22 protein-coding genes are annotated in these 21,886 nt (G+C 68.0%); 8 read left to right on the top strand and 14 right to left on the bottom strand.

From position 1 onward, the window contains the following. The first annotated feature begins 140 nt into the window (after positions 1 to 140). Both G481_RS0121980 and G481_RS0121975 read left to right on the top strand, forming a co-directional pair. The gene (locus G481_RS0121980) at positions 141 to 911 is read left to right on the top strand and encodes a sulfite exporter TauE/SafE family protein (protein WP_028031927.1); all 771 of its coding nucleotides are present in this window, start codon (positions 141 to 143) and stop codon (positions 909 to 911) included. A gap of 9 nt (positions 912 to 920) precedes the next feature. Further along, on the top strand, positions 921 to 1,694 hold the full coding sequence (locus G481_RS0121975) for an alpha/beta fold hydrolase (protein WP_028031926.1): 774 nt from the start codon (positions 921 to 923) through the stop codon (positions 1,692 to 1,694). Between the two features lie 110 nt (positions 1,695 to 1,804). Here the strand turns inward: G481_RS0121975 and G481_RS0121970 are convergent, their stop codons facing one another. Beyond that, positions 1,805 to 2,605: a ChaN family lipoprotein gene (locus G481_RS0121970; RefSeq protein ID WP_035026934.1), complete on the bottom strand. Its 801-nt coding sequence runs from the start codon at positions 2,603 to 2,605 to the stop codon at positions 1,805 to 1,807. A 92-nt stretch (positions 2,606 to 2,697) separates the two neighbouring features. On the opposite strand from G481_RS0121970, the gene cobU reads away from it, so the two are divergent. Together cobU and G481_RS0121960 are read left to right on the top strand one after the other, a co-directional pair. Continuing rightward, entirely contained in the window at positions 2,698 to 3,228 is a 531-nt protein-coding gene (cobU, locus tag G481_RS0121965; protein ID WP_028031924.1) for a bifunctional adenosylcobinamide kinase/adenosylcobinamide-phosphate guanylyltransferase, read from the top strand. Further along, complete coding sequence (locus G481_RS0121960) at positions 3,225 to 3,803, top strand: histidine phosphatase family protein (RefSeq protein WP_028031923.1); 579 nt, start codon at positions 3,225 to 3,227, stop codon at positions 3,801 to 3,803. The genes cobU and G481_RS0121960 overlap by 4 nt, the downstream gene beginning before the upstream one ends. Before the next feature lie 69 nt (positions 3,804 to 3,872). Here G481_RS0121960 and G481_RS0121955 read toward each other — a convergent pair whose 3' ends face one another. The 11 genes from G481_RS0121955 to G481_RS26440 form a co-directional block, all read right to left on the bottom strand. Beyond that, positions 3,873 to 4,715: an SDR family oxidoreductase gene (locus tag G481_RS0121955; RefSeq protein WP_028031922.1), complete on the bottom strand. Its 843-nt coding sequence runs from the start codon at positions 4,713 to 4,715 to the stop codon at positions 3,873 to 3,875. Positions 4,716 to 4,851: 136 nt separating this feature from the next. Further along, entirely contained in the window at positions 4,852 to 5,496 is a 645-nt protein-coding gene (locus G481_RS0121950) for a 5'-methylthioadenosine/S-adenosylhomocysteine nucleosidase (RefSeq protein WP_028031921.1), read from the bottom strand. After that, positions 5,493 to 7,406, bottom strand: a complete 1,914-nt coding sequence (gene dxs, locus G481_RS0121945) for a 1-deoxy-D-xylulose-5-phosphate synthase (protein ID WP_028031920.1) — start codon at positions 7,404 to 7,406, stop codon at positions 5,493 to 5,495. The genes G481_RS0121950 and dxs overlap by 4 nt, the downstream gene beginning before the upstream one ends. Before the next feature lie 113 nt (positions 7,407 to 7,519). Next, positions 7,520 to 8,386, bottom strand: a complete 867-nt coding sequence (locus G481_RS0121940; protein WP_035026932.1) for a polyprenyl synthetase family protein — start codon at positions 8,384 to 8,386, stop codon at positions 7,520 to 7,522. After that, positions 8,386 to 8,619, bottom strand: coding sequence for an exodeoxyribonuclease VII small subunit (locus G481_RS0121935; protein WP_028031918.1), 234 nt, complete (start codon positions 8,617 to 8,619; stop codon positions 8,386 to 8,388). Before G481_RS0121935 ends, G481_RS0121940 begins: the two co-directional genes overlap by 1 nt. Beyond that, complete coding sequence (locus tag G481_RS0121930; protein ID WP_028031917.1) at positions 8,616 to 9,551, bottom strand: histone deacetylase family protein; 936 nt, start codon at positions 9,549 to 9,551, stop codon at positions 8,616 to 8,618. Before G481_RS0121930 ends, G481_RS0121935 begins: the two co-directional genes overlap by 4 nt. Next, positions 9,551 to 10,525, bottom strand: coding sequence for a complex I NDUFA9 subunit family protein (locus G481_RS0121925; RefSeq protein ID WP_028031916.1), 975 nt, complete (start codon positions 10,523 to 10,525; stop codon positions 9,551 to 9,553). The genes G481_RS0121930 and G481_RS0121925 overlap by 1 nt, the downstream gene beginning before the upstream one ends. A 209-nt stretch (positions 10,526 to 10,734) precedes the next feature. Next, positions 10,735 to 12,036, bottom strand: coding sequence for an HlyC/CorC family transporter (locus tag G481_RS0121920; RefSeq protein ID WP_028031915.1), 1,302 nt, complete (start codon positions 12,034 to 12,036; stop codon positions 10,735 to 10,737). 63 nt (positions 12,037 to 12,099) lie between these two features. Continuing rightward, positions 12,100 to 13,005: a site-specific tyrosine recombinase XerD gene (locus G481_RS0121915; RefSeq protein ID WP_154664714.1), complete on the bottom strand. Its 906-nt coding sequence runs from the start codon at positions 13,003 to 13,005 to the stop codon at positions 12,100 to 12,102. 18 nt (positions 13,006 to 13,023) lie between these two features. Then, entirely contained in the window at positions 13,024 to 14,574 is a 1,551-nt protein-coding gene (locus tag G481_RS0121910) for a hypothetical protein (protein ID WP_035026929.1), read from the bottom strand. Beyond that, positions 14,564 to 14,707: a hypothetical protein gene (locus G481_RS26440; protein WP_169728727.1), complete on the bottom strand. Its 144-nt coding sequence runs from the start codon at positions 14,705 to 14,707 to the stop codon at positions 14,564 to 14,566. Before G481_RS26440 ends, G481_RS0121910 begins: the two co-directional genes overlap by 11 nt. Before the next feature lie 126 nt (positions 14,708 to 14,833). Here G481_RS26440 and G481_RS0121900 point away from each other — a divergent pair, with 126 nt between their 5' ends. From G481_RS0121900 to G481_RS24880, 4 genes are all read left to right on the top strand, one after another. Then, a complete protein-coding gene (locus G481_RS0121900; RefSeq protein WP_154664713.1) occupies positions 14,834 to 15,379 on the top strand; it encodes a shikimate kinase in 546 nt (181 codons plus the stop codon). 2 nt (positions 15,380 to 15,381) lie between these two features. Continuing rightward, the gene (gene aroB / locus G481_RS0121895; RefSeq protein ID WP_028031911.1) at positions 15,382 to 16,497 is read left to right on the top strand and encodes a 3-dehydroquinate synthase; all 1,116 of its coding nucleotides are present in this window, start codon (positions 15,382 to 15,384) and stop codon (positions 16,495 to 16,497) included. A 25-nt stretch (positions 16,498 to 16,522) separates the two neighbouring features. Further along, positions 16,523 to 17,629 carry a CaiB/BaiF CoA transferase family protein gene (locus tag G481_RS0121890; protein ID WP_028031910.1) on the top strand — a complete coding sequence of 369 codons (1,107 nt, stop codon included), beginning with the start codon at positions 16,523 to 16,525 and terminating at the stop codon, positions 17,627 to 17,629. 133 nt (positions 17,630 to 17,762) lie between these two features. Next, positions 17,763 to 19,229: a DEAD/DEAH box helicase gene (locus tag G481_RS24880; RefSeq protein ID WP_051294697.1), complete on the top strand. Its 1,467-nt coding sequence runs from the start codon at positions 17,763 to 17,765 to the stop codon at positions 19,227 to 19,229. Positions 19,230 to 19,424: 195 nt separating this feature from the next. Here G481_RS24880 and G481_RS0121880 read toward each other — a convergent pair whose 3' ends face one another. Together G481_RS0121880 and G481_RS0121875 are read right to left on the bottom strand one after the other, a co-directional pair. Continuing rightward, the gene (locus tag G481_RS0121880) at positions 19,425 to 21,092 is read right to left on the bottom strand and encodes a ribonuclease J (protein WP_028031909.1); all 1,668 of its coding nucleotides are present in this window, start codon (positions 21,090 to 21,092) and stop codon (positions 19,425 to 19,427) included. Continuing rightward, positions 21,089 to 21,868, bottom strand: coding sequence for a type III pantothenate kinase (locus tag G481_RS0121875; protein WP_028031908.1), 780 nt, complete (start codon positions 21,866 to 21,868; stop codon positions 21,089 to 21,091). Before G481_RS0121875 ends, G481_RS0121880 begins: the two co-directional genes overlap by 4 nt. Between the last annotated feature and the right edge of the window lie 18 nt (positions 21,869 to 21,886).

The following is a 21,886-nucleotide window of genomic DNA, read 5'->3' as shown; positions in this document are numbered from 1 at the left end:
GCGGCATAATCCCTTCGCATCCGCAGCGCAACAATAATTCATGTATAGCCACCATTCCGCAGGATTATGTCGCACCGATTTTGCCCGTGCAGCGCGGCGCCAGCAGGTGTATGCACCCGCCGGAACCAAGGAGATGCGCGATGGATGTGATCTATGGCGGGTTGCCCGCCTGGGCGTTCTGGGCTGCCTGCGGCGTGACGCTGGTGGCGGGCTTCGTCAAGGGGGCCATCGGCTTTGCCATGCCGCTGATCATGATGTCGGCCTTTGGCTCGTTCATGCCGCCGACCACCGCGCTGGCCGGGCTGATCCTGGCGACGCTGACCACCAACATCCACCAGACGTTCCGCTTTGGCTGGCGCGCGGCGGCCGAAACCGCCTGGACCTACCGGCGGATGATCGCCATGACGGTTCTGGGCATCCTGATCACGGCGCCCTTTGCCATGATGCTGCCGCAGCGCGTGCTGCTGGGCCTGCTGGGCGTGCCGATCGCGGCCTTTGCGCTGGTGCAGCTGGCCGGGCGCAGCCTTGCGCTGAAGCTGGAACACCGCAAGCGCGCCGAATACATGACCGGCATCATCGGCGGGCTTTATGGCGGCGTCTCGGGCATCTGGGGGCCGCCGATCGTGGTCTATCTGCTGTCGATCGGGGCCAGCAAAGCCGAATCGGTGCGCGCGCAAGGCGTGATCTTCCTGATCGGGGTGATCGTGCTGTTCGGCGCGCATCTGAACTCGGGCGTGCTGAATGCCCAGACGCTGCCGTTTTCGGCCGCGCTGATCATTCCGGCAGGGATCGGCATGGCGCTGGGGTTCAGCCTGCAAGACCGCATGGACCCGGTTGCCTTTCGGCGCTGGACGCTCATCTTGCTGGCCATCACTGCGCTGAACCTGCTGCGCAAGGCCATCTTTGGCTAAGGAGGCACCATGCTGAACATCATCCGCCATGGCGAGGATCAGACCGGCATCCCGCTGCTGATCGTGCATGGGCTTTTCGGCACGGGCCGCAACTGGGGCGTGATCGCGCGCCGTCTGGCGCAAAAGCGGCCGGTGATCGCGGTCGACATGCGCAACCATGGCGACAGCCCGCGCCATCCGACGCACAGCTATCAGGACATGGCCGGCGATCTGGCCGAGGTGATCGCGGCCAACGGCGGCCAAGCCGATGTGCTGGGCCATTCGATGGGCGGCAAGGCCGCGATGGTGCTGGCGCTGACGCGGCCGGACCTCGTGCACCGGCTGATCGTCGCGGACATCGCGCCGGTCGCCTATGCGCATACCCAGTCGCATCGCATCGCCGCAATGAAGGCGATGGACCTGACCGATCTGTCCACCCGCGCCGAGGCCGACCGCCGCCTTGCCCTGACGGTCGAGGATCCGGGCCTGCGGGCCTTCTTCCTGCAATCGCTGGACCTGAAATCCCAGCCGCCGCGCTGGAAGCTGAACCTTGACGTGCTGGATGCCGAAATGCCGGGCATCATCGGCTTTCCGCAGATCGAGGGGGTCTATGACGGGCCAACCCTGTTCCTGACCGGGGCAGACTCCGATTACGTCCGCCCCGAACACCGCGCCCGCATCCAGCAGCTGTTCCCCAAGGCCCGCTTTGCCCGGCTGGCCGGCGCCGGTCACTGGCTGCATGCCGACAAACCGCGCGAGTTCGAAACCGCCGTCGCCACCTGGCTGGAGGCAACGGGGGGCTAAAGCACCGCCCCCGATCAGCGCCCCCTGGCGGGGCGCCAGGTCCGGCATCGCATGTCGCCGTGCCCGATGCCGGCCCCGGCCGACGGATCATCGACACGCCATAGCCGGCCCTAGTTGATCCCGTCGCAGGGATCGCCGCGCGGCTGCGGCGCGGTGACGATCCACAGATCATAGGGCGCATCGGGGCCAGGGTCGCTTTCGCTCTGGCCGACCGACAGGACGCGCAGGCCCGGCGCCACCAATGCCAGGGCGGCCGGCATCCCCTGATCCTTGCGCGCATGGCCCGATCCGGTGATCACCGCGACCGGCCCGCCGGTCTGGTCCATCGCCTGAACCGCCGCACGCGCCAGTGCAGCATCGCGCAGGCGCTGCGCCTCGACCATGCCGGGCAGCAGCGTTTTCGGCAGTTTCCCGCAATGGGCGGCATCCTGCATCGCCTCGCGCGCGGACTGATCCTCGGGGGCAAGTGGCTGGTCCAGCCCATAGCGCGCGGCTTCGGCGCCAAAGACCGGGGCCGCCCCCTCGGACACCGCGCGGCGCACATCGGCCCGCGGCAGGGCAGCGCCGATCACCACGGCCTCGGGCGCCGCTGCGAAAATCGGGTAATACATCGAAAAATCCGGCCAGCCAGAAGCGTTCCAGCCCAGCGCGCCCTCCAGCGCTGCCATGTCGGCGCGCAGCGCGGGGGTGACACGGGCGGCCTGGTCGGGGGTCAGCATCTCGAACACCAGCGCGCGCGGGCGCAGCGCGGCCACCGCCTGCGCCTGATGGGCATGGTGCAGCGGATTGTCGTGCACCTCGCCCAGCACCACCACATCGGCGCCCTGCATGGCGCCGGGCAAGGCCTCGGGGGTGATCGGGCCGGCAAGGGCGGGCACGGCGGTCAGCAGCAGGGCAAGAACGGCTTTCATCCTGCCACCCTGCCCTGCCGCCGCGCGCCGCGCAACCGGCTTGGCGCCCGCCCCCCGCGCGCCTATACCTGCACGCAGGAAGGAACCCGCCCATGCCCCTGCCCAAGCTGTCTTTCGTCACCGGCGGTGCCCGGTCCGGCAAATCCGCGCTGGCCGAACGCCTGACCCGCCTTGGCGCGGCACCGCATCACTACATCGCCACTGCCGAGCCTTGGGATGACGAGATGCGCGAGCGCATCGCCCGCCACCGTGCCGACCGGGGCGCGGGCTGGATCACGCATGAGGCACCGCTGGATCTGCCTGCCGCCCTTTCGGCTGCCCGCGGCACCGTGCTGATCGACTGCGCCACGCTGTGGCTGACCAATCAGATGCTGGGCGGCCACGATCTGGAGGCCGCAACCCAGGGGCTGCTGGCCGCATTGCACAAGGCGCCCGGCGCGGTGGTCATTGTCTCGAACGAGGTCGGCTGGGGCATCGTGCCGGAAAATGCACTGGCCCGCGCCTTTCGCGATGCACAGGGGCGGCTGAACCAGCGCCTTGCCGCACAGGCCGATCTGGCCATCGCGGTGATCGCCGGCCTTCCCATGGTGCTCAAGGGGCAGATGCCCGAGGGGGCCGCATGACCCGCTTTTTCTGGCTGCGCCATGGCCCGACCCATCAGAAGGTGTTCACCGGCTGGCGCGATGTGCCGGCCGATCTGTCCGACCTTGGCCTGATCACCCGGATGGCGGCGCTGCTGCCTGCGGATGCGCCCGTCGTGTCGTCCGATCTGAGGCGCGCCCGCGATACGGCGGACGCGCTGGCCGGGCCGCGCCGCCGTCTGCCCGACCAGCCTGCGCTGCGCGAGATGCATTTCGGTGACTGGGACGGGCTGCCCTTCCCCGAGGTTGCGCGGCGCGACCCTGTGCTGAGCCGCGCCTATTGGGAAACCCCCGGCGACATTGCAGCCCCGGGCGGGGAAAGCTGGAACGATACCTCGGCCCGGGTCGAGACGGCGGTTCAGTCGCTGGCCGCGGCCCATCACGGCGGCGCCGTGGTGATCGTCGCGCATCTGGGCGTCATCCTGACCCAGGTGGCCCGCGCCACCGGCCGCAGCCCGGATCAGACCATCGGCCAAAGTATCGAGCCGCTGTCCTTGACCGAGATCGTGATCGACGGCCCCAGACGGCAACTGATCCGCGTCAATCATCTTGGCTGACCGGCGGCCCGCGTTGATCGGTGCGAAGGCATTATCGGGGGGCATCGGGCCAGGAGGTTGGCTGGCCCCCTAGTCGCCCTCTGCCAGCAAGGCCGCCAGCCCGCTGCGGTAATCCGGGTGGATCAGCCGCACGCCCAGCTCGTCCTTGATGCGATCGTTCCTCACCCGCTTGGATTCGGCATAGAAGCTGCGCGCCATCGGGGTCAGCTCGGCGGTGTCCCAGCTTTCCTCGGGCGGTGGCGGCAGACCAAGCAGGGCGGCGGCATGGGTCAGAACCTCTTCGGGCGGGGCGGGGTCATCGTCGCAGACGTTGTAGACCGCCCCCGGATTCGGGCGGGTGATCGAGGCCTCCAGCACCTGCGCGATATCCGCGACATGGACACGCGAGAACACCTGCCCCGGCTTGATGATCCTGCGGGCGGTGCCGTTGCGCACTTTCTCGAAGGGACCGCGCCCGGGGCCATAGATACCCGCCAAACGAAAGATATGCAGCGGCAGACCCAGGGCCTGCCACTCGGCCTCGGCCCGCATCCGCGCAAGGCCGCGGGCCGTTGCAGGGGTCAGCGGCGTGGTCTCATCCACCCAGCCGCCCTGATGATCGCCGTAGACCCCGGTGGTGGACAGATAGCCCACCCAGTCGGGCCGCGCTTGCCGCAACTCCTCGCGGTGGCGGGCCAGCACGGGATCGCCCTCGGGCCCCGGCGCCATCGAGACCAGCACATGGCTGGCCCGTGCCAGCGCAGGCGCCAGACTGTCCACCGGCCAGATCAGCGGCTCGATCCCCCGGGCGCGCAAGGCGGCGGCCTTGCCGGCATCGCGGGTGGTGCCGATGACCTGCCAACCCTGCGGGATCAGCCGGCGGGCCAGCGCGTCGGCCGAATAGCCATGACCAAGGGAAAGCAGCGTTTTCATGCCGCGACTATCCGGTTTGGCCGCGCCATCTGCAAGCGCAAAGCCAAGGCGCGCGGGGGGCCAGCCCCCCGACAACCGTTGCGCCGCTGGCAGATGCTGCGCCTGCCCCCCGGGATATTTGGATCAAGGCGAAAGATCAGAGCGTGATCTCGCCATCCGCCAGCGCGGATTCCAGTTGCCCGACCGCGGTGGCAAGATGGCGGTCGATCTCGCCCAGCAGGGCGGTCCAGTCGGAATAGCCGCGCAGCTCCTCGGCCCCGTCCGAGACGCCGCGCAGACCGATCAGCGGAATGCCGAAACGGTCGGCGGCGCGCAGATGGGCAAAGGTCTCCATGTCGACCATATCGGCGTCGATCGCGTCATAGCCGGCGCCCGAGACGATATTGCCCCCGGTCGACAGCCGCGCAACCGGAAGGCCGGGGATACGATGCGGCAAGGCCACCTCGGCCGGCCAGTCCAGGAACGGCGTGCGCCCCTTTTCGAACCCCAGGGGCGAGGCATCCATGTCGCGCCAGGACACCGAGCCCACCTGGAACACCCCGGCCTGCGGCAGATGGCGCGATCCGGCCGAGCCAAGCGAGACCACAAGCTGCGGCAGGCTTTGCCGCCCTGCCAGGACCGACAGCGCCGCGGTCAGGGAAACCGCCGCCTCGACCGGGCCGATGCCGGTCATCACCGGGCGGATGCGGGCGCGCAGTGCGGGGCCATATTCCGCCGGGGCCGCCATCACGAACAGCACCGGAATCCCGGCGATCAGATCGGGCATCGCGGGGACCGTCATGCCCGCCGCCCGATCCGCTCGATCCCCAGCGTGGCCAGCACCTTGGCCTCGATATGCGCGGCATCCATGCCGGCGATGCGATACATCGCCTCGGGGCTGGCCTGGTCGATGAAGATGTCCGGCAACACCATCGAGCGGTATTTGAGGCCGGTATCAAAGACGCCCTCATCCGCCAGCATCTGCGCGACATGGCTGCCAAAGCCGCCGATCGCGCCTTCCTCGATGGTGATCAGCGCCTCGTGGTGGCGCGCCAGCTGCAAGATCAGCTCGCGGTCCAGCGGCTTGGCAAAGCGCGCGTCGGCCACCGTCGGGGACAGGCCCAGTGCGGCCAGCGCCTCGGCCGCCTTCATCACCTCGGCAAGCCGGGTGCCAAAGGACAATAGCGCCACCCGGTTGCCCTGGCGCATGATGCGGCCCTTGCCGATCTCCAGCGGGCGGCCGCGTTCGGGCATCTCGACGCCCACGCCATCGCCGCGCGGAAAGCGGAAGGCGCTGGGGCCATCGTCATGGGCGGCGGCGGTGGCGACCATGTGGACCAGCTCTGCCTCGTCGGCGGCGGCCATCACCACCATGCCCGGCAGGTTGGCCAGAAACGCCACGTCAAAGGCCCCGGCATGCGTCGCGCCATCGGCCCCGACCAGCCCGGCGCGATCAATGGCAAAGCGCACCGGCAGGCGCTGGATGGCCACGTCATGCACCACCTGATCATAGCCGCGTTGCAGGAAGGTGGAATAGAGCGCACAGAACGGCCGCATCCCGCCTGCGGCCAACCCGGCCGCAAAGGTCACGGCATGCTGCTCGGCAATGCCGACATCGAAACAGCGGGCCGGGAACCGCTCGGCAAACAGGTTCAGCCCGGTGCCGTCGGGCATCGCGGCAGTGATGGCGACGATCTTGCCATCCACTTCGGCCTCTTTCAGCAGCGACTGGGCAAAGACCTTGGTATAGCTGGGCGCGTTGGAGGGCGCCTTGACCTGCTCGCCGGTCAGCACGTCGAACTTTGCCGTTGCATGGCCCTTGTCGCGGGCGCGCTCGGCCGGGGCATAGCCCTTGCCCTTTTTCGTCAGCACATGGATCAGCACCGGCCCCGTCGCCCGCGCCTTGGCCGTGCGCAACACCGGCAGCAACTGGTCCAGATCATGCCCGTCGATCGGTCCGACATAGGAAATCCCCAGCGCCTCGAACAGGGTGCCGCCCACCGCCATGCCCTTGAGCATTTCCTTGGCGCGCTTGGCCCCTTCCTGGAACGGCTCGGGCAGGAACTTCACCGCCCCCTTGGCGACCTCTTTCAGATCCTGGAACGGCGCCCCGGCATAGAGCCGCGACAGATAGGCCGACAGCGCCCCGACCGGCGGGGCAATCGACATCTCGTTGTCATTCAGAATGATGAACAGCCGCTTCTTCAGATGGCCTGCGTTGTTCATCGCCTCAAAGGCCATCCCGGCGCTCATCGACCCGTCGCCGATCACCGCCACCGCATCGCCCGGATCCCCCCCCAGATCGCGCGCCGCCGCAAATCCCAGCGCGGCGGAAATCGAGGTCGAACTATGCGCGGCCCCGAACGGGTCATAGGCACTTTCCGACCGCTTGGTGAACCCCGACAGCCCACCCTCCATCCGCAAGGTGCGGATGCGGTCGCGTCGCCCGGTCAAAATCTTGTGCGGATAGCACTGGTGCCCGACATCCCAGATGATCTTGTCGCGCGGCGCATCGAACACCGCATGCAGCGCAACGGTCAGTTCCACCACACCAAGGCCCGCGCCCAGGTGCCCGCCCGTCACAGAAACAGCCGAAATCGTCTCGGCCCGCAGCTCATCGGCCAGCGATTTCAGCTCGCGATCGCTCAACCCCTTGAGGTCCGCGGGCACCGTCACACGGTCAAGCGTCGGGGTCTGGGGACGTTGGGTCATGCGTTCCGCCTTGCCTTGCGTGCAGCAGCTGCTGCTTTGCCTTTTTCTAAATACCCCCGGGGGGTGAATTGGCCAACGGCCAAGAGGGGGGCAGGAGGCCCCCCTGCCCGCTCTCAGCTGTCCCGGGCGATCACATACTGCGCCAGATCGCGCAACACATCCCCCCGCGCACCATAGGGGGCCAGCGCCGCCTGTGCCTCGGCCACCAGCGCCGCCGCCCGCGCCTTGGCACCCTCCAGCCCCAGCAGCGAGACAAAGGTCGCCTTGCCGGCCGCCGCATCCTTGCGCAGCGCCTTGCCGGCCTTGGCGGCATCGCCTTCCACGTCCAGCACGTCATCGGCAATCTGGAAGGCCAGCCCCAACGCCCTGGCATAGGCCGCCAGCGGCGCGGGGTCAGCCCCGGCCAGCACGGCGCCGGCAGTGCCCGACCACAGGATCAGCGCCCCGGTCTTGCCCGCCTGCAACGCGGTGATCTGCTCCAGCGTCAGTGGCAGGGCTGCGGTTTCGGCAGCAATGTCCAGCGCCTGGCCCAGAACCATCCCCTCGGCGCCCGAAGCGCGCGCAAGGCCCGCGACCAGCGCCAGCCGGCGATCCGCCGGGCCCAGCGCATCATGGGTCAGGAACTGGAACGCCAGCGTCTGCAAGGCATCGCCGGCCAAAATCGCCACTGCCTCGTCCCATTTCACATGCACCGTGGGCAGGCCGCGCCGCAGCGCATCATCGTCCATTGCCGGCAGATCGTCATGCACCAGCGAATAGGCATGCAGGCATTCGACCGCCGCCGCCGCCTCAAGCGCGGCCGCTGCGGGCACGCCATGCAGCGCGGCGGTTTCCAGCACCAGGAACCCGCGCAGCCGCTTGCCGCCCGCCACCGCATAGCGCATCGCATGGACCACGGGCTGATCGGGCAGCCCGGCCATGGCAGCTTCAAGATGAGCGGCAATCGCCGCCTGTGCGGCGGCCAGTCGTTCGGGCAGCATCACAGACCTTCGGCAGGCACCGTGCCGACCGCCGCCCCGTCGCGGGCGCGGATCAGGTCGACCTTTTCCTCGGCCGCGCGCAGCTTGGCGTCGCAATGCGCTTTCAGCTTGGCCCCGCGCTCATACAGCGCGATGGATTCTTCCAGCGGCACCGAGCCCGATTCCAGTTTCTTCACCACGTCTTCCAGCTCAGCCATCGCAGCCTCGAAGCTCAGGGCGGACAGGTCGGTCATCGGGAATGCTCCATCAGTTCGGCAACATGCGCGGCAGCAGATGCCGCCAGCGCGTCCAGATCATAGCCGCCTTCCAGGGCAGATACCAACCGCCCCCCGCAGTGATCCTGCGCGATTTCGCACAGCCGGCGGGTCAGCCAGGCGAAATCTTCGGTGTCCCAGTCCAGATTGGCCAGCGGATCAGCCTCATGCGCATCGAAACCGGCAGAGACCAGGATCAGCTCGGGCTCAAATTCCTCGAGCTCGGGCCAGACCTGAAGGTCATAGGCCGCGCGCATCGCCGCCCCGTCGGTGCCGGCGCGCAGCGGGATGTTCAGCACATTGCCATGCGCGCCGGTCTCGCTCGCGCGGCCGGTGCCAGGATAGAGCGGCCATTGGTGGGACGAGATGAACAGCACGCGCGGATCGTCCCACAGGATGTCCTGGGTGCCATTGCCGTGGTGCACGTCGAAATCGACGATGGCGACCCGGTGCAGCCCATGCAGATCCAGCGCCCGTTTCGCCGCAATGGCGATATTGCCGAACAGGCAAAAGCCCATCGACCGGCTGCGTTCGGCATGGTGGCCCGGCGGGCGGCAGGCGACAAAGGCATTCGTCACCTCGCCCGCCAGCACGGCATCGACGGCCGCGCCGCAGCCCCCGACCGCGCGCAGCGCCGCGTCGAACGAGCCTTCGGACATGAACGTATCGCCATCGACCGGGTTGAAGCCGGTCAGCGGGATATTGGCGCGGATCGCCTCAAGATGGCGGGCAGGATGGGCGCGCAGCACCTCGGCCTCGGCCGCCAGCGGCGATGCGCGGCGCACCAGCCCGTCGAACCGGGGCGCGGCAAGCGCGGCCGCCATCGCCTGCGCCCGTTCAACCCGTTCGGGGTGGCCGGGCGGGGTCAGGTGGCGCAGGCTGTCGTCATGCGTGAAAAGCGCGGTGGCCATCAGCCCTTGAGGTTCCGCGCCGACTCCATGATCGCCGCATATTGCCCCGAGGGGCGGAAGCGCCACAGGTAATCGGGCAGCACGGTATCGGCGGCGGTGGGCTGGATGCCCAGATCGGCCAGCCCCCGGGCACCTTCGGACACCACGCTGTCATGGCGCAGGCTGCGCAGCTGATCGCGGGTGACCAGCTTGTTTTCGACCAGCCCCATGGTGATCGCCTGCACCATGTCGGCGCCAAAGGCCAGCGGCATCGCGAGCGCAATCGGCAGCGGCAACACGACGCGCTTGCGCTGGATCACCGCCAGGATCTTGTCCATGACCTGACGCAGGCTCAGCACTTCGGGCCCGCCCAGCTCGTAGATGCCGGGCGCGGCCTCGCCGGTTGCGCCCTTGACGGCGGCGGCGGCCACATCATCGACATAGACCGGCTGGAACCGGGTCGCAGCGCCCGGCAGCACGACGACGGGCGACATGCGCGCCATGCCGGCAAAGCGGTTGAAGAACCCGTCCTCGATCCCGAAGATGACCGAGGGGCGCAAGATCACGGCCGCCGGATAGGCCGCCAGAACCGCCGCCTCGCCTGCGGCCTTGGTGCGGGCATAGTCCGATTCGCCCCCGGTGATCGCCGAGACATGCACCAGATGCGCAACGCCGGTTTCTGCGGCAATCCGGGCAATGCGGCCCGCGCCTTCGTCCTGCACCGCGTCAAAGGTGTTCTTGCCCAGCGAGCTCAGCACACCGACGCAGTTGACCACCGCATCCGCCCCCGCCATGGCCGCGCGGACCGAGGCATCATCGCGGATGTTGCACAGCACCGGCTCGACCTGACCCGGCGCGCCAAAGGGGCGCACGAACACCGCCTCGTTCGGGCGGCGCACCGCGACGCGCACCCGCCAGCCCAGCCGCGCCATGCGCCGCGCGACATACCGGCCGACAAACCCCGAGCCGCCATAAATGGTCACAAGCCTGGACATGCGGTTCTCTCCTTGACGCTTCTAGCTGTCTTTAGCGCCATGATGCGTGTGCGGCAAGGTATCGGGCGGGGTCGGACGGCATGTCGCGGCCATCGGATCGCGCGTCCCGGCGGGAAACCGGGCCACGCGGGGGGGGAATGGCGGCGCGCCGCCCTGCCCTGCGCCCGTCGCGGTCGCAGCTGTGCAGGCGGCAGGGGGGAAACCCCGCCCTAAAGCGGGCGCACCTTCAGGCGGGTGATGCGGTTTTCGCGCCGGGTCATCACCTCGAAGCGGAAGCCGTGGAAGCTGAACACCTGCCCCTCGGCGGGAATCGTCTGGGCCTCGTGGATGACAAGGCCGGCGACGGTGTTCGCCTCGGTGTCGGGCAGCCCCCAGTCCAGCGCGCGGTTCAGATCGCGGATCGTCATCGCCCCGTCGACGATGTAATCCCCCGTCTCGGTCCGCCTGAAGGCCTGATCGCGGGTCACGTCGAATTCGTCGGTGATGTCCCCGACGATTTCCTCGATGATGTCCTCCAGTGTGATCAACCCGCGCAACGCGCCGTATTCATCCACCACCAGCGCGAAATGCGTGCGCCGTTTCAGGAACTGGCGCATCTGGTCGTCAAGATCGGTGGTTTCCGGCACGAAATAGGGCTTGCGCGCCACCTTCAGCACATCGAGCTGCGCCAGCGCCAGTGCCTCGCCCCCTTCGGGGGCGATGATGCGGCCAACCTCGCGCAGCAGATCCTTGGCGTGCAGGATGCCAAGGATGTTCTCGGTGTCGCCGCGATAGATCGGCAGGCGGGTATGGGGCGAGGCCAGCATCTGCGCGAGGATCTTCTCGGGCGGATCGTCGGCATTGATCATCTCGACCTCGGAGCGGTGCTTCATCACCTCCTCGACCGTGCGGTCCGACAGATCGAGCGTGGCCAGCAGGCGGTCGCGGTCCTCTTTTTCCACGGCGCCTTCGGAATGGCCCAGCGCGATGGCGCCGACGATTTCCTCGCGGATGGCCAGGATGCGGCTGTCGGGGTCTGTGCGCACGCCGAACAGGCGCAGGATGCCGCGCACCAGCAGGCGCACCACGGTCACCACCGGGGCAAAGATCGTGATCAGCAGCCGGATCACCGGCGCCACGCGCAGGGCGACGGTTTCGGGATTGGCGATGGCATAGGTCTTGGGCAGCACCTCGCCAAAGATCAGCACCAGCAGCGTCATGCCCAGCGTTGCCAGCGCCACGCCGCTGTCACCGAACACCCGCGTCAGCAGCGCCGTCGCCAGCGAGGCCGACAGGATGTTGACCACGTTGTTGCCCAGAAGGATCGCGCCGATCATGCGCTCGCTGTCTTCGGTGACATGCATGGCGGTTTCGGCCCGCCCGTCGCCCTTGTCGGCCTGCGCCTTGAGCTTGGCGCGGGACGAGGCGGTCAGCGCGGTTTCCGAGCCGGAGAAGAACCCCGACATGACAAGAAGCATGAGGATGGCGCCGGCGGTCAGCCAGAAGCCGGTATCAAGTGTCGAAGGGTCCATCGGTCTTTCTTGAAAAACGTTCGTTCCGTTATCGCCGCCCCCGCCCTTGCGGGCAAGAGCCGGTCAGTCCTGCTGCGCCAGCGGGTGGCGCGTCAGCACCAGATCACGCAAGCGATCCTCGAGCACATGGGTATAGATCTCGGTGGTTGCCAGATCGGCATGACCAAGAAGCGTCTGGATGGCGCGCAGATCAGCCCCGCGCGCCAGAAGATGGGTCGCGAAGGCATGGCGCAGCGTATGCGGCGTAACCCGCGCCGAGTCGAGCCCTGCCGCCAGGGCAAGTTCCTTGACCAGCGCATAGAAGCGCAGCCGCGTCAGATGCCCTTCGGCACTGCGCGAGGGAAACAGAAAGCGGCTTTTCGCCTGTTCGTCCGCCTCGTCCCGCAGGGACAGCCAGGCGGCCAGCGCCGCGCGGGCCGGCGTCGACAGCGGGACCAGCCGCTCCTTGTCGCCCTTGCCGCGGATCAGGATCATTGCCGGATTGCCGCGCACCGTGGCCACCGGCAACGAGACCAGTTCCGACACCCGCATCCCGGTCGCATACAGCACCTCCATCAGGCAGGTGTTGCGCGCCCTGTCCTCGGGCTTGCGGCCATGGTCGCGCGCGGCGTCCAGCAGCGCGGTCACATCGGCCTCGGACAGGGTCTTGGGCAGGCGCGCGCTGCGGCCCGGCCCCTTGAGCCGCAGCGCGGGGTCGGTGTCGCGCCAGCCTTCGTCCTGGGCGAACTGAAACAGCTGGCGGATCGCCGACAGGCGGCGGGCGCGGGTCGCGCTGGCCAGCCCCTGGGCATCACAAAACACCAGATAGGCCTCGACATCGGCTTGCGTGACCTGGGCGAAATGCTGGCCCCGCCGTGCCAGCCAGTCGGCAAAATCCTTCAGGTCGCGCCCATAGGCGAGGCGCGTGTTGCGCGCGGCATCCTTGCTGGCCGCCTGCGCCTCGAGAAAGGTGGAAATCCACCGCTGCATCGGCACCCTGTCCACCGCCTAGCCATCCCGTTCCAGCAACAGAAGCTGAAGCGCCGCCTTGCGCGCCGGCGCCTCAAGCCCAAGGCGGCGCAGCAAGATCAGCCCTTCGGTCACGCTGCGCCGGTCCCCCAGCGCGCCTTGCGTCACCCGGTCAATCGCCATCAGCGCCGCCTCGCCCAGCCGGCCGGCCTTGACCAGATCCTCGGAGGCGGCAGGCAGCGCGGGCAGCACGTTCGATGCCGGAAAGGCCAGCGCGATGGCCCGGGCCAGCCCGTCGGGCGGCGGCGGAGCACTGGCCGCACCGCGCGCAAGGCCGATCAGAAAGGCCTCGGTGTCGTCGGCCGGCACGCGCTCGATGGCGGCAACCTCAAAGCCCGGTGCCAGCAAGGCTATGCGAAAGGCCAGCTGGCCTGCCTCGCCCTCCAGTTTCGCGCGGCTTAGCGCGGGGGCGTAGATTTCCGCAAAGGCTACTTCCAGCTCGACCTCGGACAAGGCGGCCCAGACACGCGGCAGGCTGCTGGCCAATGCTGCGGCATTGCCGGTCGCAAGGTCGGTTTCAAACCGCTGCACCGCCGCCACCCGCGCCCAAACCCCACCGGACGCCGCCGGCTTGCGTTCGGCATAAATCTCGAACAATTCGCCCGGCGCGATGGCCCCGGCGCGGGCCAGCCGCTCTCCGGCCTCAAGGCGGGCCTTCCAGCCGGTGGCCGGCGTCAGATCGCCATGGGCAAAGGCCAGCGGCAGGCCCGTCGAGGCCACCGGCTCGCCAATGGCTTCGTGGATGCGCATCACCAGGGGCGAGATCCGTTCGGGCACCGGCAGGGGGTCGGCATCCTCGAACAGCTCGGGCGCCAGGAACCGCTCCAGCATGGCCTCTTCGGACGGGGGGATTTGCCCAAGCGCCTGCGCGGTGCGCAGCGTCAGTTCCGCCGCCTGCCAGTCGCCGCCGCGCGCGAGGCAAAAGATCCGCGCGGCAAAGGTCGGCGCAATGCCGGGGGCTGCGCGCAGATCGGCGCAGGCCGCATCCTCGGTGCCCAGGAGCAGCGCGATGTCGAAATCGCGGCGGAACAGATCGGGCGTCGGCGCGCCTGCCGCCGCGACCAGCGCCGCGGCCGCATCCAGCGCCCCCATGGACAACAGCTTGTCCACCCGCATCAGCAAGAAGGCCCCTGCCCCGTCGGCATCCGCCGGCGGATCGGTTTCGGCCAGCATGAGCAGCTGGAACAGATCGCGCAGCGCCGGCAGCGGATCGGGGTTTTCCACCTGGATCAGCTGGGCCAGCACCCCGACCGACGAGGCCCGCCAGAACCGCCGGTCAATGCCGCTGACCGATGGCGGAAGGATCCCGACCGCATCAAGGTTGCGATCCGACAACGGGACGGTGGTGATGGCCTCGACCTCACCCGGCGGCTTGGCGGGCGGCTCGGACAGCGGGGGGGCGATGACCGGGCGCGCGACCGTATCCGACAGCCAGTCGATGGCCGACAGCGGCGCACCTTCGGCCAGCGCCGATGCGGAACTCAGCGCCAGAGCAAGCGAGGCAACGACAGCCCGCGCCTCAATTGCCATTTGACGGGCCGGGAACCGGGACCGGCTGGCTGACATTTTCCATCTCGGGGGTCAGGTCGCCCACATAGGCATAGACCGTCAGCCCCGCCGCCCCCAACACCACAAGAATGAGGATCGCCTTGATCAGCCGCATTTTCCTGCCCTTTGTGCCTGCTCTGTCTTTGCCGCCCTCGGGCGGTGCCTGTCGATTATATATGGCCTTTTTCCGAAGATCACGCCATTCAGAACCCCGGATCTGACATCGGGGGGGCCAGCCGGGGTGAAGTGGCGGCTGAAGAAACCAGTTGTGCTTGTGGGCATGATGGGCGCGGGAAAAACCGCTGTCGGAACACATCTTGCGCGGGATCTGGGGGTGCCGTTCCTTGATTCCGATGACGAGATCGTGAAGGCCGCCAACATGTCCATTGCCGAGATTTTCTCGCGCGATGGCGAGCCGTTCTTTCGGCTCAAGGAATCGCAGGTCATCTCGCGGCTGCTGGCCGGACCGCCCGGCATTCTGTCCACCGGCGGCGGCGCCTGGCTGTCCGAGGCGAACCGGCAGGCGATTTCCGCCCATGGGGTCGCGGTCTGGCTGCGCGCCGATCTGGAACTGCTGTGGCAGCGGGTCCGGCACAAGAACACCCGGCCGCTGCTGCGCACGCCCGATCCCTATGGCACGCTGAAATCCCTGCTCGAGGCCCGCGAGCCCGTCTATGCGCTGGCCGATCTGGTGGTGGACAGCCGCCCCGGCCTGTCGATCGACGCCATGGCGGACAAGGTGGTCGAGGCGCTGGCCACCCGACCCGACGTTCTGGAAAGGAAGTGACCATGGCAACGGATGTGGTTCCGGTCCGGCTGGGTGCCCGGTCCTATGAGGTGCGCATCGGCCCCGGCCTGATCGACCGCGCGGGCGAGGAACTGGCCCCGATGCTGCGCCGCAAGCGCGTGGCGATCGTGACCGAGGAACGGGTCGCCGCCCGCCACCTGCCGCGCCTGTCGGCTGCGCTGGACCGCGCGGGCATCGCCCATGCCGCGCTAAGCCTGCCTGCGGGCGAGGGCACCAAGGGCTGGGACGGGCTGCGCGCCACCACCGAATTCCTGCTGGACGAAAAGGTCGAACGGCGCGATCTGGTGATCGCCTTTGGCGGCGGGGTGATCGGCGATCTGGCCGGGTTTGCCTCGGCCATCCTGCGGCGCGGCGTGCGCTTTGCGCAGATCCCCACCACGCTGCTGGCGCAGGTCGACAGTTCCGTCGGTGGCAAGACCGGCATCAACACCCGCCACGGCAAGAACCTTGTGGGCGCGTTCCACCAGCCCTCGGTGGTGCTGGCCGATACCTCGGTGCTGGACACCCTGCCCGCGCGCGATCTGCTGGCCGGCTATGGCGAGGTGGTGAAATACGGCCTGCTGGGCGATGCGGCCTTCTTCGACTGGCTCGAGGTGAACGGCCCCGCCCTGGCCGCGGGCGATGCCGCCGCGCGCCAATATGCCGTGCGCCGGTCGGTCGAGATGAAGGCCGGCATCGTCGAGCGCGACGAGACCGAAGAGGGCGAACGCGCGCTGCTCAACCTTGGCCATACCTTCTGCCATGCGCTCGAGGCGGCGACGGGCTATTCCGACCGCCTGCTGCATGGCGAAGGCGTTGCCATCGGCTGCGCGCTGGCGTTCGAGCTGTCGTCGCGCCTGGGCCTGTGTTCGCAGGAAACCCCCTCGCGCGTGCGGGCGCATCTGAAGGAGATGGGGATGAAGACCGATCTGGCCGACATTCCCGGCACCTTGCCCGATGCGGCCGCGCTGCTGCGCCTGATGGGGCAGGACAAGAAGGTCGTCGACGGCAAGCTGCGCTTCATCCTGGCGCGCGGGATCGGGGCGGCCTTTGTGGCCGATGACGTGCCCCCCGCCACGGTCGAGGCGCTGCTGACAGACGCCCTGGGACAGCGGTAACGCAACAGCAACAGAGGGACAGGACATGCTGAACGGATTGCGGGTGGTGGAATTCGAAGGGATCGGCCCTGGCCCGTTCTGCGGCATGTTGCTGGCCGATCTGGGGGCGGATGTCATCGTCATCCACCGCCCCACCGCCAACGCGGTGCCAGGCATGGGGGGCGACAGCCTGCTGGACCGTGGCAAACGCTCGATCACGCTGGACCTGAAGACTGCCGACGACAAGGCCACCGCGCTGGCGCTGATCGCCACCGCCGATGCGCTGATCGAGGGCAACCGCCCCGGCGTGATGGAACGGCTTGGCCTTGGCCCCGAGGATTGCCAGGCGGTCAACCGCGCGCTGGTCTATGGCCGGATGACCGGCTGGGGCCAGACCGGCCCGCTGGCGCCGGTGGCCGGGCATGACCTGAACTATATCGGCCGCTCGGGCGCGCTGTGGTATGCGGCCGCGCCGGGCGCGGCGCCGCTGACCCCGCCCACGCTGGTGGGCGACATCGGGGGCGGTGCGATGTATCTGGCCGTTGGCCTGCTGTCGGGGGTGCTGAACGCCCGCGCCACGGGCAAGGGGTCCGTCGTCGATGCGGCCATCGTCGATGGCTCGGCCCATATGATGGCCCTGCTGATGAGCTTGCGCGCCGGCGGGGCCGTGGTCACGGACCGCGGGCAAAGCCTGCTGGATGGCCCGCACTGGAGCCGCAGCTATCCCTGTGCCTGTGGCAGCTGGATCGTCGTTCAGGCGCTGGAGCCGAAATTCTATCACCTGTTCCTGCAAGGGCTGGGGCTGGAACAGGATGCCGCGATGATCGCGGGCCATTATGACCGCACCGCCTGGCCCGAACTGACGAGGCGCGTCGCGGCGATCTTTGCCAGCCAGCCGCGCAGCCACTGGGAATCGGTCTTCGCCGGGTCGGATGCCTGCGTCGCCCCGGTCCTGTCGCCCGACGAGGCCGCGCAAGACGCCCATATCGCCGCGCGCGGCATCTGGATGCGCGAAGGCCCGCTGCAACCCGCCCCCGCCCCCCGATTCGACGGACAGCGCCGCACCCCCGGCCCGATCCCCGCGCGCGGCGCGCATTCGGCCGAACTGCGCGCAGAACTGGCGAAAAAGGCCGGATCCGGGCAGGTTTCTTGACCTTGGGCGTCATTTGAGCTAACGCCCGCTGTGTGAGGCGCGGGGTCTGTCCCGCGCCCGCTTGCCGCCGGGGCGCCCGGAACTCTTGCGTCCCATCTTCCTTGCGGTCCGATACCGCAAAACAAGGACGCAAATGACCAAGTTTTCCGATCTGCAACTGGATCCCCGGGTTCTGACCGCCATTGCCGAAGCCGGCTATGAGACGCCCACGCCAATCCAGGCCGAGGCGATTCCCCCGGCGCTTGAAGGGCGCGATGTTCTGGGCATCGCCCAGACCGGCACCGGCAAGACTGCCAGCTTCACGCTGCCGATGATCACCCGCCTTGCCAACGGCCGCGCCCGCGCCCGGATGCCGCGCTCGCTGGTGCTGGCGCCCACGCGCGAACTTGCCGCCCAGGTGGCCGAGAATTTCGACACCTATACGAAACACCTCAAGCTGACCAAGGCGCTGCTGATCGGCGGCGTGTCCTTCAAGGAACAGGACGCGCTGATCGACCGCGGCGTCGATGTGCTGATCGCAACCCCCGGCCGGCTGCTGGATCATTTCGAGCGCGGCAAGCTGCTGCTGACGGGCGTTCAGATCATGGTGGTCGATGAGGCTGACCGGATGCTCGACATGGGGTTCATCCCCGATATCGAACGCATTTTCCAGCTGACCCCGTTCACCCGGCAGACGCTGTTCTTCTCGGCCACCATGGCGCCCGAGATCGAACGGATCACCAACACCTTCCTGTCGAACCCCGTCCGGGTCGAGGTGGCGCGCCAGGCGACCACCTCTTCGACGATCGAGCAAAAGCTCATCACCTTTACCCCCTCGCGCAAGGACCGCTCCTTTGGCGAAAAGCGCGCCATGCTGCGCGCGCTGATCCAGGACGAGGGCGAGGCCTGTTCCAACGCGATCATCTTCTGCAACCGCAAGATGGATGTGGACGTGGTGGCGAAATCGCTCAAGGCGCACGGGTTCAATGCGGCGCCGATCCATGGCGATCTGGAACAATCGCAGCGGATGAAGACGCTGGACGCCTTCCGCGATGGCGAGCTGCGCTTCCTCGTGGCCTCTGACGTGGCCGCGCGCGGGCTGGACATTCCGGCGGTCAGCCATGTGTTCAACTTCGACGTGCCCAGCCATGCCGAAGATTACGTCCACCGCATCGGCCGCACTGGCCGCGCCGGGCGTCAGGGCAAGGCCTTTACCATCGCCGTGCCGGCGGATGACAAATACCTGGCCAATATCGAATCGCTGATCAAGCAGCCGATCCCGCGCGGCGAGGCCCCGGCGGTGGAATTCGACGACAGCCCCGACCGCGGCGAACATCGCCAGCCCCGCTCGCGGCACTCCTCGCGCGATCGTGGCCCGCGCCGCGACCAGCACCGCGCCGAGCCCCCGCGCACCGAGGCCCCCCGCCCCGAGGTCGAGGCCGAAGCCCCCCCGCCCCGGCGCGAGGAACCCCGCCGCGAGCCGCGCCGCGACGATCGGCGCGACCGCCGCCGCGACGACGGGCCCAGCCCTGCCGGCATGGGCGATCACGTCCCCGATTTCATCCTGCGCAGCTTTGCCCGCGTGGCCGCGCTGGAAACCGCGGAAGACGTGGCGGAATAAGAAACCGCCCTGTTTGATAATAAGCCCGCCCCGGTTCCCCCGGCGCGGGCCTTTTGCATCATCTTGCGCGAAATACCCTCGGGGATTTTCAAGGGGCAGACGGCCCCTTGAACGGGGTCGTCATTGGGGCGCCATGGGTTCAAGCCCCAATGACGACGGGGGGCTGGCCCCCCGACACCCCCCGCGCCCGCGCCCTCAGGCCAGACGCGAGACGATCACCGTCACCTCGGGCTTCTTGCCGATCTCTTCCATGGCGACCTGACGCACCACGCGGCGCACGCCGTCATCCAGCTTTTCATCGTCGCGCAGCACCTTGGGACCGGCGCGGTCCAGATACTCGGCCAGCTCGTCCTCGATCGCCTCGCCCAGGGCACGGCCGTTCTTTCCGGTCTCTGGCAGGCCCATCAGTTCGGCCCAGGGATCGCCCAGGGCGCTGTTGTCGTCATCAAGGATCAGCGTCACGATGACATGCCCGTTCAGTGCCATGCGGATCCGGTCGCGGACCACCCCGTCCAGCGCGCCGATCAGCGCCGAGCCATCCAGATAGACCCGGCCGGTTTCGATATATTCGGCCACCTCGGGCACTTCGCCGGTCAGATCCAGCATCATGCCGTTCGGCGCGATTTCCGCCGCCATGCCGTTCGCCGTGGCCAGCTTGGCATGTTCGCGCAGATGGCGGTGTTCGCCATGCAGCGGGATCACCACATCGGGCAACACCAGCCGGTGCAGCGTTTCCAGATCGGGCCGGTTGGCATGGCCAGAGACGTGATAGCGCCCCTCATAGTCGTCGATCACATCGATGCCCATTTCGGAAAAGGCGTTGACGATGCGCAGCACGCCGCGTTCGTTTCCAGGAATGGTGCGCGAAGAGAATAGGAAGGTATCCCCCTCTTTCATCTGCATTCCCAGATACTTGCCCCGGCTAAGCTGCGCACTGGCTGCCCGGCGCTCGCCCTGCGTGCCGGTCACGATCAGCATCACCTCATGCCGCGCCAGGTTGGCCGCATCCTCGGGGGCAATCGTCGGCGGGAAATCGGTCAGAATGCCCGTCTCCTGCGCCACGGCGATCATCTTGCGCATCGCCCGGCCCATCAGACAGACCGAGCGGCCCGCAGCGCGCCCGGCCTCGGCCAGCGCCTTCACCCGCGCGACGTTCGAGGCAAAGGTGGTCGCCGCGATCATCCCCTTGGCATTGGCGATCAGCTCGTGCAGCGGGCCATGCAGCGTCGATTCAGAGCGGCCAGGATGCGGGCTGAAGACATTGGTCGAATCGCAGGTCAGCACCTTGACACCCTGGGCGCCGATCTCGGCAAAGACCGCCGGATCCCATGGTTCACCCACGCCCGGTTCCGGGTCCAGCTTGAAGTCGCCCGAATGCAGGATGCGCCCGGCCGGCGTTTCGATCAGCAGCGCCGCGCTTTCGGGGATCGAATGGGCGACCGGCACGAATTGCACGCGAAACGGGCCTGCCTGAACCCAGGCCGGCCGCGCCGGGTGGATCTGCACGACCGACGAATCCTGTCCCTGGTCTTCCAGCTTCAGTTTCGCCAGCGCGCCGGTAAAGCGGCGGGCATGGACCGGCGCCCGCAGGCGCGGCCACAGATGGCCAAGCGCGCCGACGTGATCTTCGTGCCCGTGGGTGATGAAGATCCCCTCGATCCGATCGGCGCGTTCGGCCAGCCAATCCACCGACGGCATGATCAGATCCACCCCCGGCGTGGTGTCCATGTCCGAGAAGGTGACGCCCAGGTCGACCACGATCAACCGTTCCCGCCCTTCCGGCCCATAGCCGTAGACGTAACAGTTCATCCCGATCTCCCCGGCACCGCCAAGGGGAAGATAGATCAGGCGATTGGCGCTCATGCGGACTCCAGTCTGCGGTTGTGGTCGTGGATGAGGACCAGACCATGCATCGTCAGGTCATCCTCGACCGCATCGAAAATTTCGGTTCCCTGCTCGAACAGCGGGGCAAGACCACCAGTCGCGATCACCTGCATGGGACGGTCGCGTTCGGCGCGGATTTGCCGGACAATGCCTTCGACAAGCCCGACATATCCCCAATACACGCCAGACTGCATGCAGGCCACCGTATTCGTGCCGATCACCCGGTCAGGGCGCGAGACATCGACATGCGGCAGCGCGGCCGCCGCCATGTGCAGCGCCTCGAGCGACAGGTTCACGCCAGGCGCAATGACGCCGCCGATGTAGGCGCCATCGGTATCGACCACGTCAAAGGTGGTCGCGGTGCCAAAGTCGACCACGATCAGGTTGCCGCCATGCCGATCGAAGGCGCTGGTGGCATTGACCAGCCGGTCCGGGCCAACCGTGGTGCCCTGATCCACCCGCGGTGCATGGGGCAGCACACAGCCGGGCCGCCCGACCACATAGGGACGGCAGCCGTAATAGCGGTCACACAGCACGCGCAGATTGAACACCACCCGCGGGGCGGTGGACGAGATGATCGCGCTGTTGATCTTCACATCCAGCTTGTTGAGCATCAAGAGCGTGGACAGCCAGACGAAATATTCGTCTGCGGTGCGCTTGTGGTCGGTGGCGATGCGCCATGTGGCAAGAAAGCGCGCGCCGTCCCAGATCGAGAAGACGGTATTGGTGTTTCCGCAGTCGATGGCAAGCAGCATGGCAGGCTCCGGTTCGGG

The organism is Gemmobacter nectariphilus DSM 15620, from assembly GCF_000429765.1.
GTDB lineage: Bacteria > Pseudomonadota > Alphaproteobacteria > Rhodobacterales > Rhodobacteraceae > Wagnerdoeblera > Wagnerdoeblera nectariphila.
This window is presented reverse-complemented; position numbering and strand designations above follow the sequence as displayed.

Bases quoted from the DNA above. Each gene is read 5' to 3' on its own strand.
- G481_RS0121980 (WP_028031927.1), top strand. From the start codon at position 141: ATGGATGTGATCTATGGCGGGTTGCCCGCCTGGGCGTTCTGGGCTGCC.
- G481_RS0121975 (WP_028031926.1), top strand. From the start codon at position 921: ATGCTGAACATCATCCGCCATGGCGAGGATCAGACCGGCATCCCGCTG.
- G481_RS0121970 (WP_035026934.1), bottom strand. From the start codon at position 2,605: ATGAAAGCCGTTCTTGCCCTGCTGCTGACCGCCGTGCCCGCCCTTGCC.
- cobU (WP_028031924.1), top strand. From the start codon at position 2,698: ATGCCCCTGCCCAAGCTGTCTTTCGTCACCGGCGGTGCCCGGTCCGGC.
- G481_RS0121960 (WP_028031923.1), top strand. From the start codon at position 3,225: ATGACCCGCTTTTTCTGGCTGCGCCATGGCCCGACCCATCAGAAGGTG.
- G481_RS0121955 (WP_028031922.1), bottom strand. From the start codon at position 4,715: ATGAAAACGCTGCTTTCCCTTGGTCATGGCTATTCGGCCGACGCGCTG.
- G481_RS0121950 (WP_028031921.1), bottom strand. From the start codon at position 5,496: ATGACGGTCCCCGCGATGCCCGATCTGATCGCCGGGATTCCGGTGCTG.
- dxs (WP_028031920.1), bottom strand. From the start codon at position 7,406: ATGACCCAACGTCCCCAGACCCCGACGCTTGACCGTGTGACGGTGCCC.
- G481_RS0121940 (WP_035026932.1), bottom strand. From the start codon at position 8,386: ATGCTGCCCGAACGACTGGCCGCCGCACAGGCGGCGATTGCCGCTCAT.
- G481_RS0121935 (WP_028031918.1), bottom strand. From the start codon at position 8,619: ATGACCGACCTGTCCGCCCTGAGCTTCGAGGCTGCGATGGCTGAGCTG.
- G481_RS0121930 (WP_028031917.1), bottom strand. From the start codon at position 9,551: ATGGCCACCGCGCTTTTCACGCATGACGACAGCCTGCGCCACCTGACC.
- G481_RS0121925 (WP_028031916.1), bottom strand. From the start codon at position 10,525: ATGTCCAGGCTTGTGACCATTTATGGCGGCTCGGGGTTTGTCGGCCGG.
- G481_RS0121920 (WP_028031915.1), bottom strand. From the start codon at position 12,036: ATGGACCCTTCGACACTTGATACCGGCTTCTGGCTGACCGCCGGCGCC.
- G481_RS0121915 (WP_154664714.1), bottom strand. From the start codon at position 13,005: ATGCAGCGGTGGATTTCCACCTTTCTCGAGGCGCAGGCGGCCAGCAAG.
- G481_RS0121910 (WP_035026929.1), bottom strand. From the start codon at position 14,574: ATGGCAATTGAGGCGCGGGCTGTCGTTGCCTCGCTTGCTCTGGCGCTG.
- G481_RS26440 (WP_169728727.1), bottom strand. From the start codon at position 14,707: ATGCGGCTGATCAAGGCGATCCTCATTCTTGTGGTGTTGGGGGCGGCG.
- aroB (WP_028031911.1), top strand. From the start codon at position 15,382: ATGGCAACGGATGTGGTTCCGGTCCGGCTGGGTGCCCGGTCCTATGAG.
- G481_RS0121890 (WP_028031910.1), top strand. From the start codon at position 16,523: ATGCTGAACGGATTGCGGGTGGTGGAATTCGAAGGGATCGGCCCTGGC.
- G481_RS24880 (WP_051294697.1), top strand. From the start codon at position 17,763: ATGACCAAGTTTTCCGATCTGCAACTGGATCCCCGGGTTCTGACCGCC.
- G481_RS0121880 (WP_028031909.1), bottom strand. From the start codon at position 21,092: ATGAGCGCCAATCGCCTGATCTATCTTCCCCTTGGCGGTGCCGGGGAG.
- G481_RS0121875 (WP_028031908.1), bottom strand. From the start codon at position 21,868: ATGCTGCTTGCCATCGACTGCGGAAACACCAATACCGTCTTCTCGATC.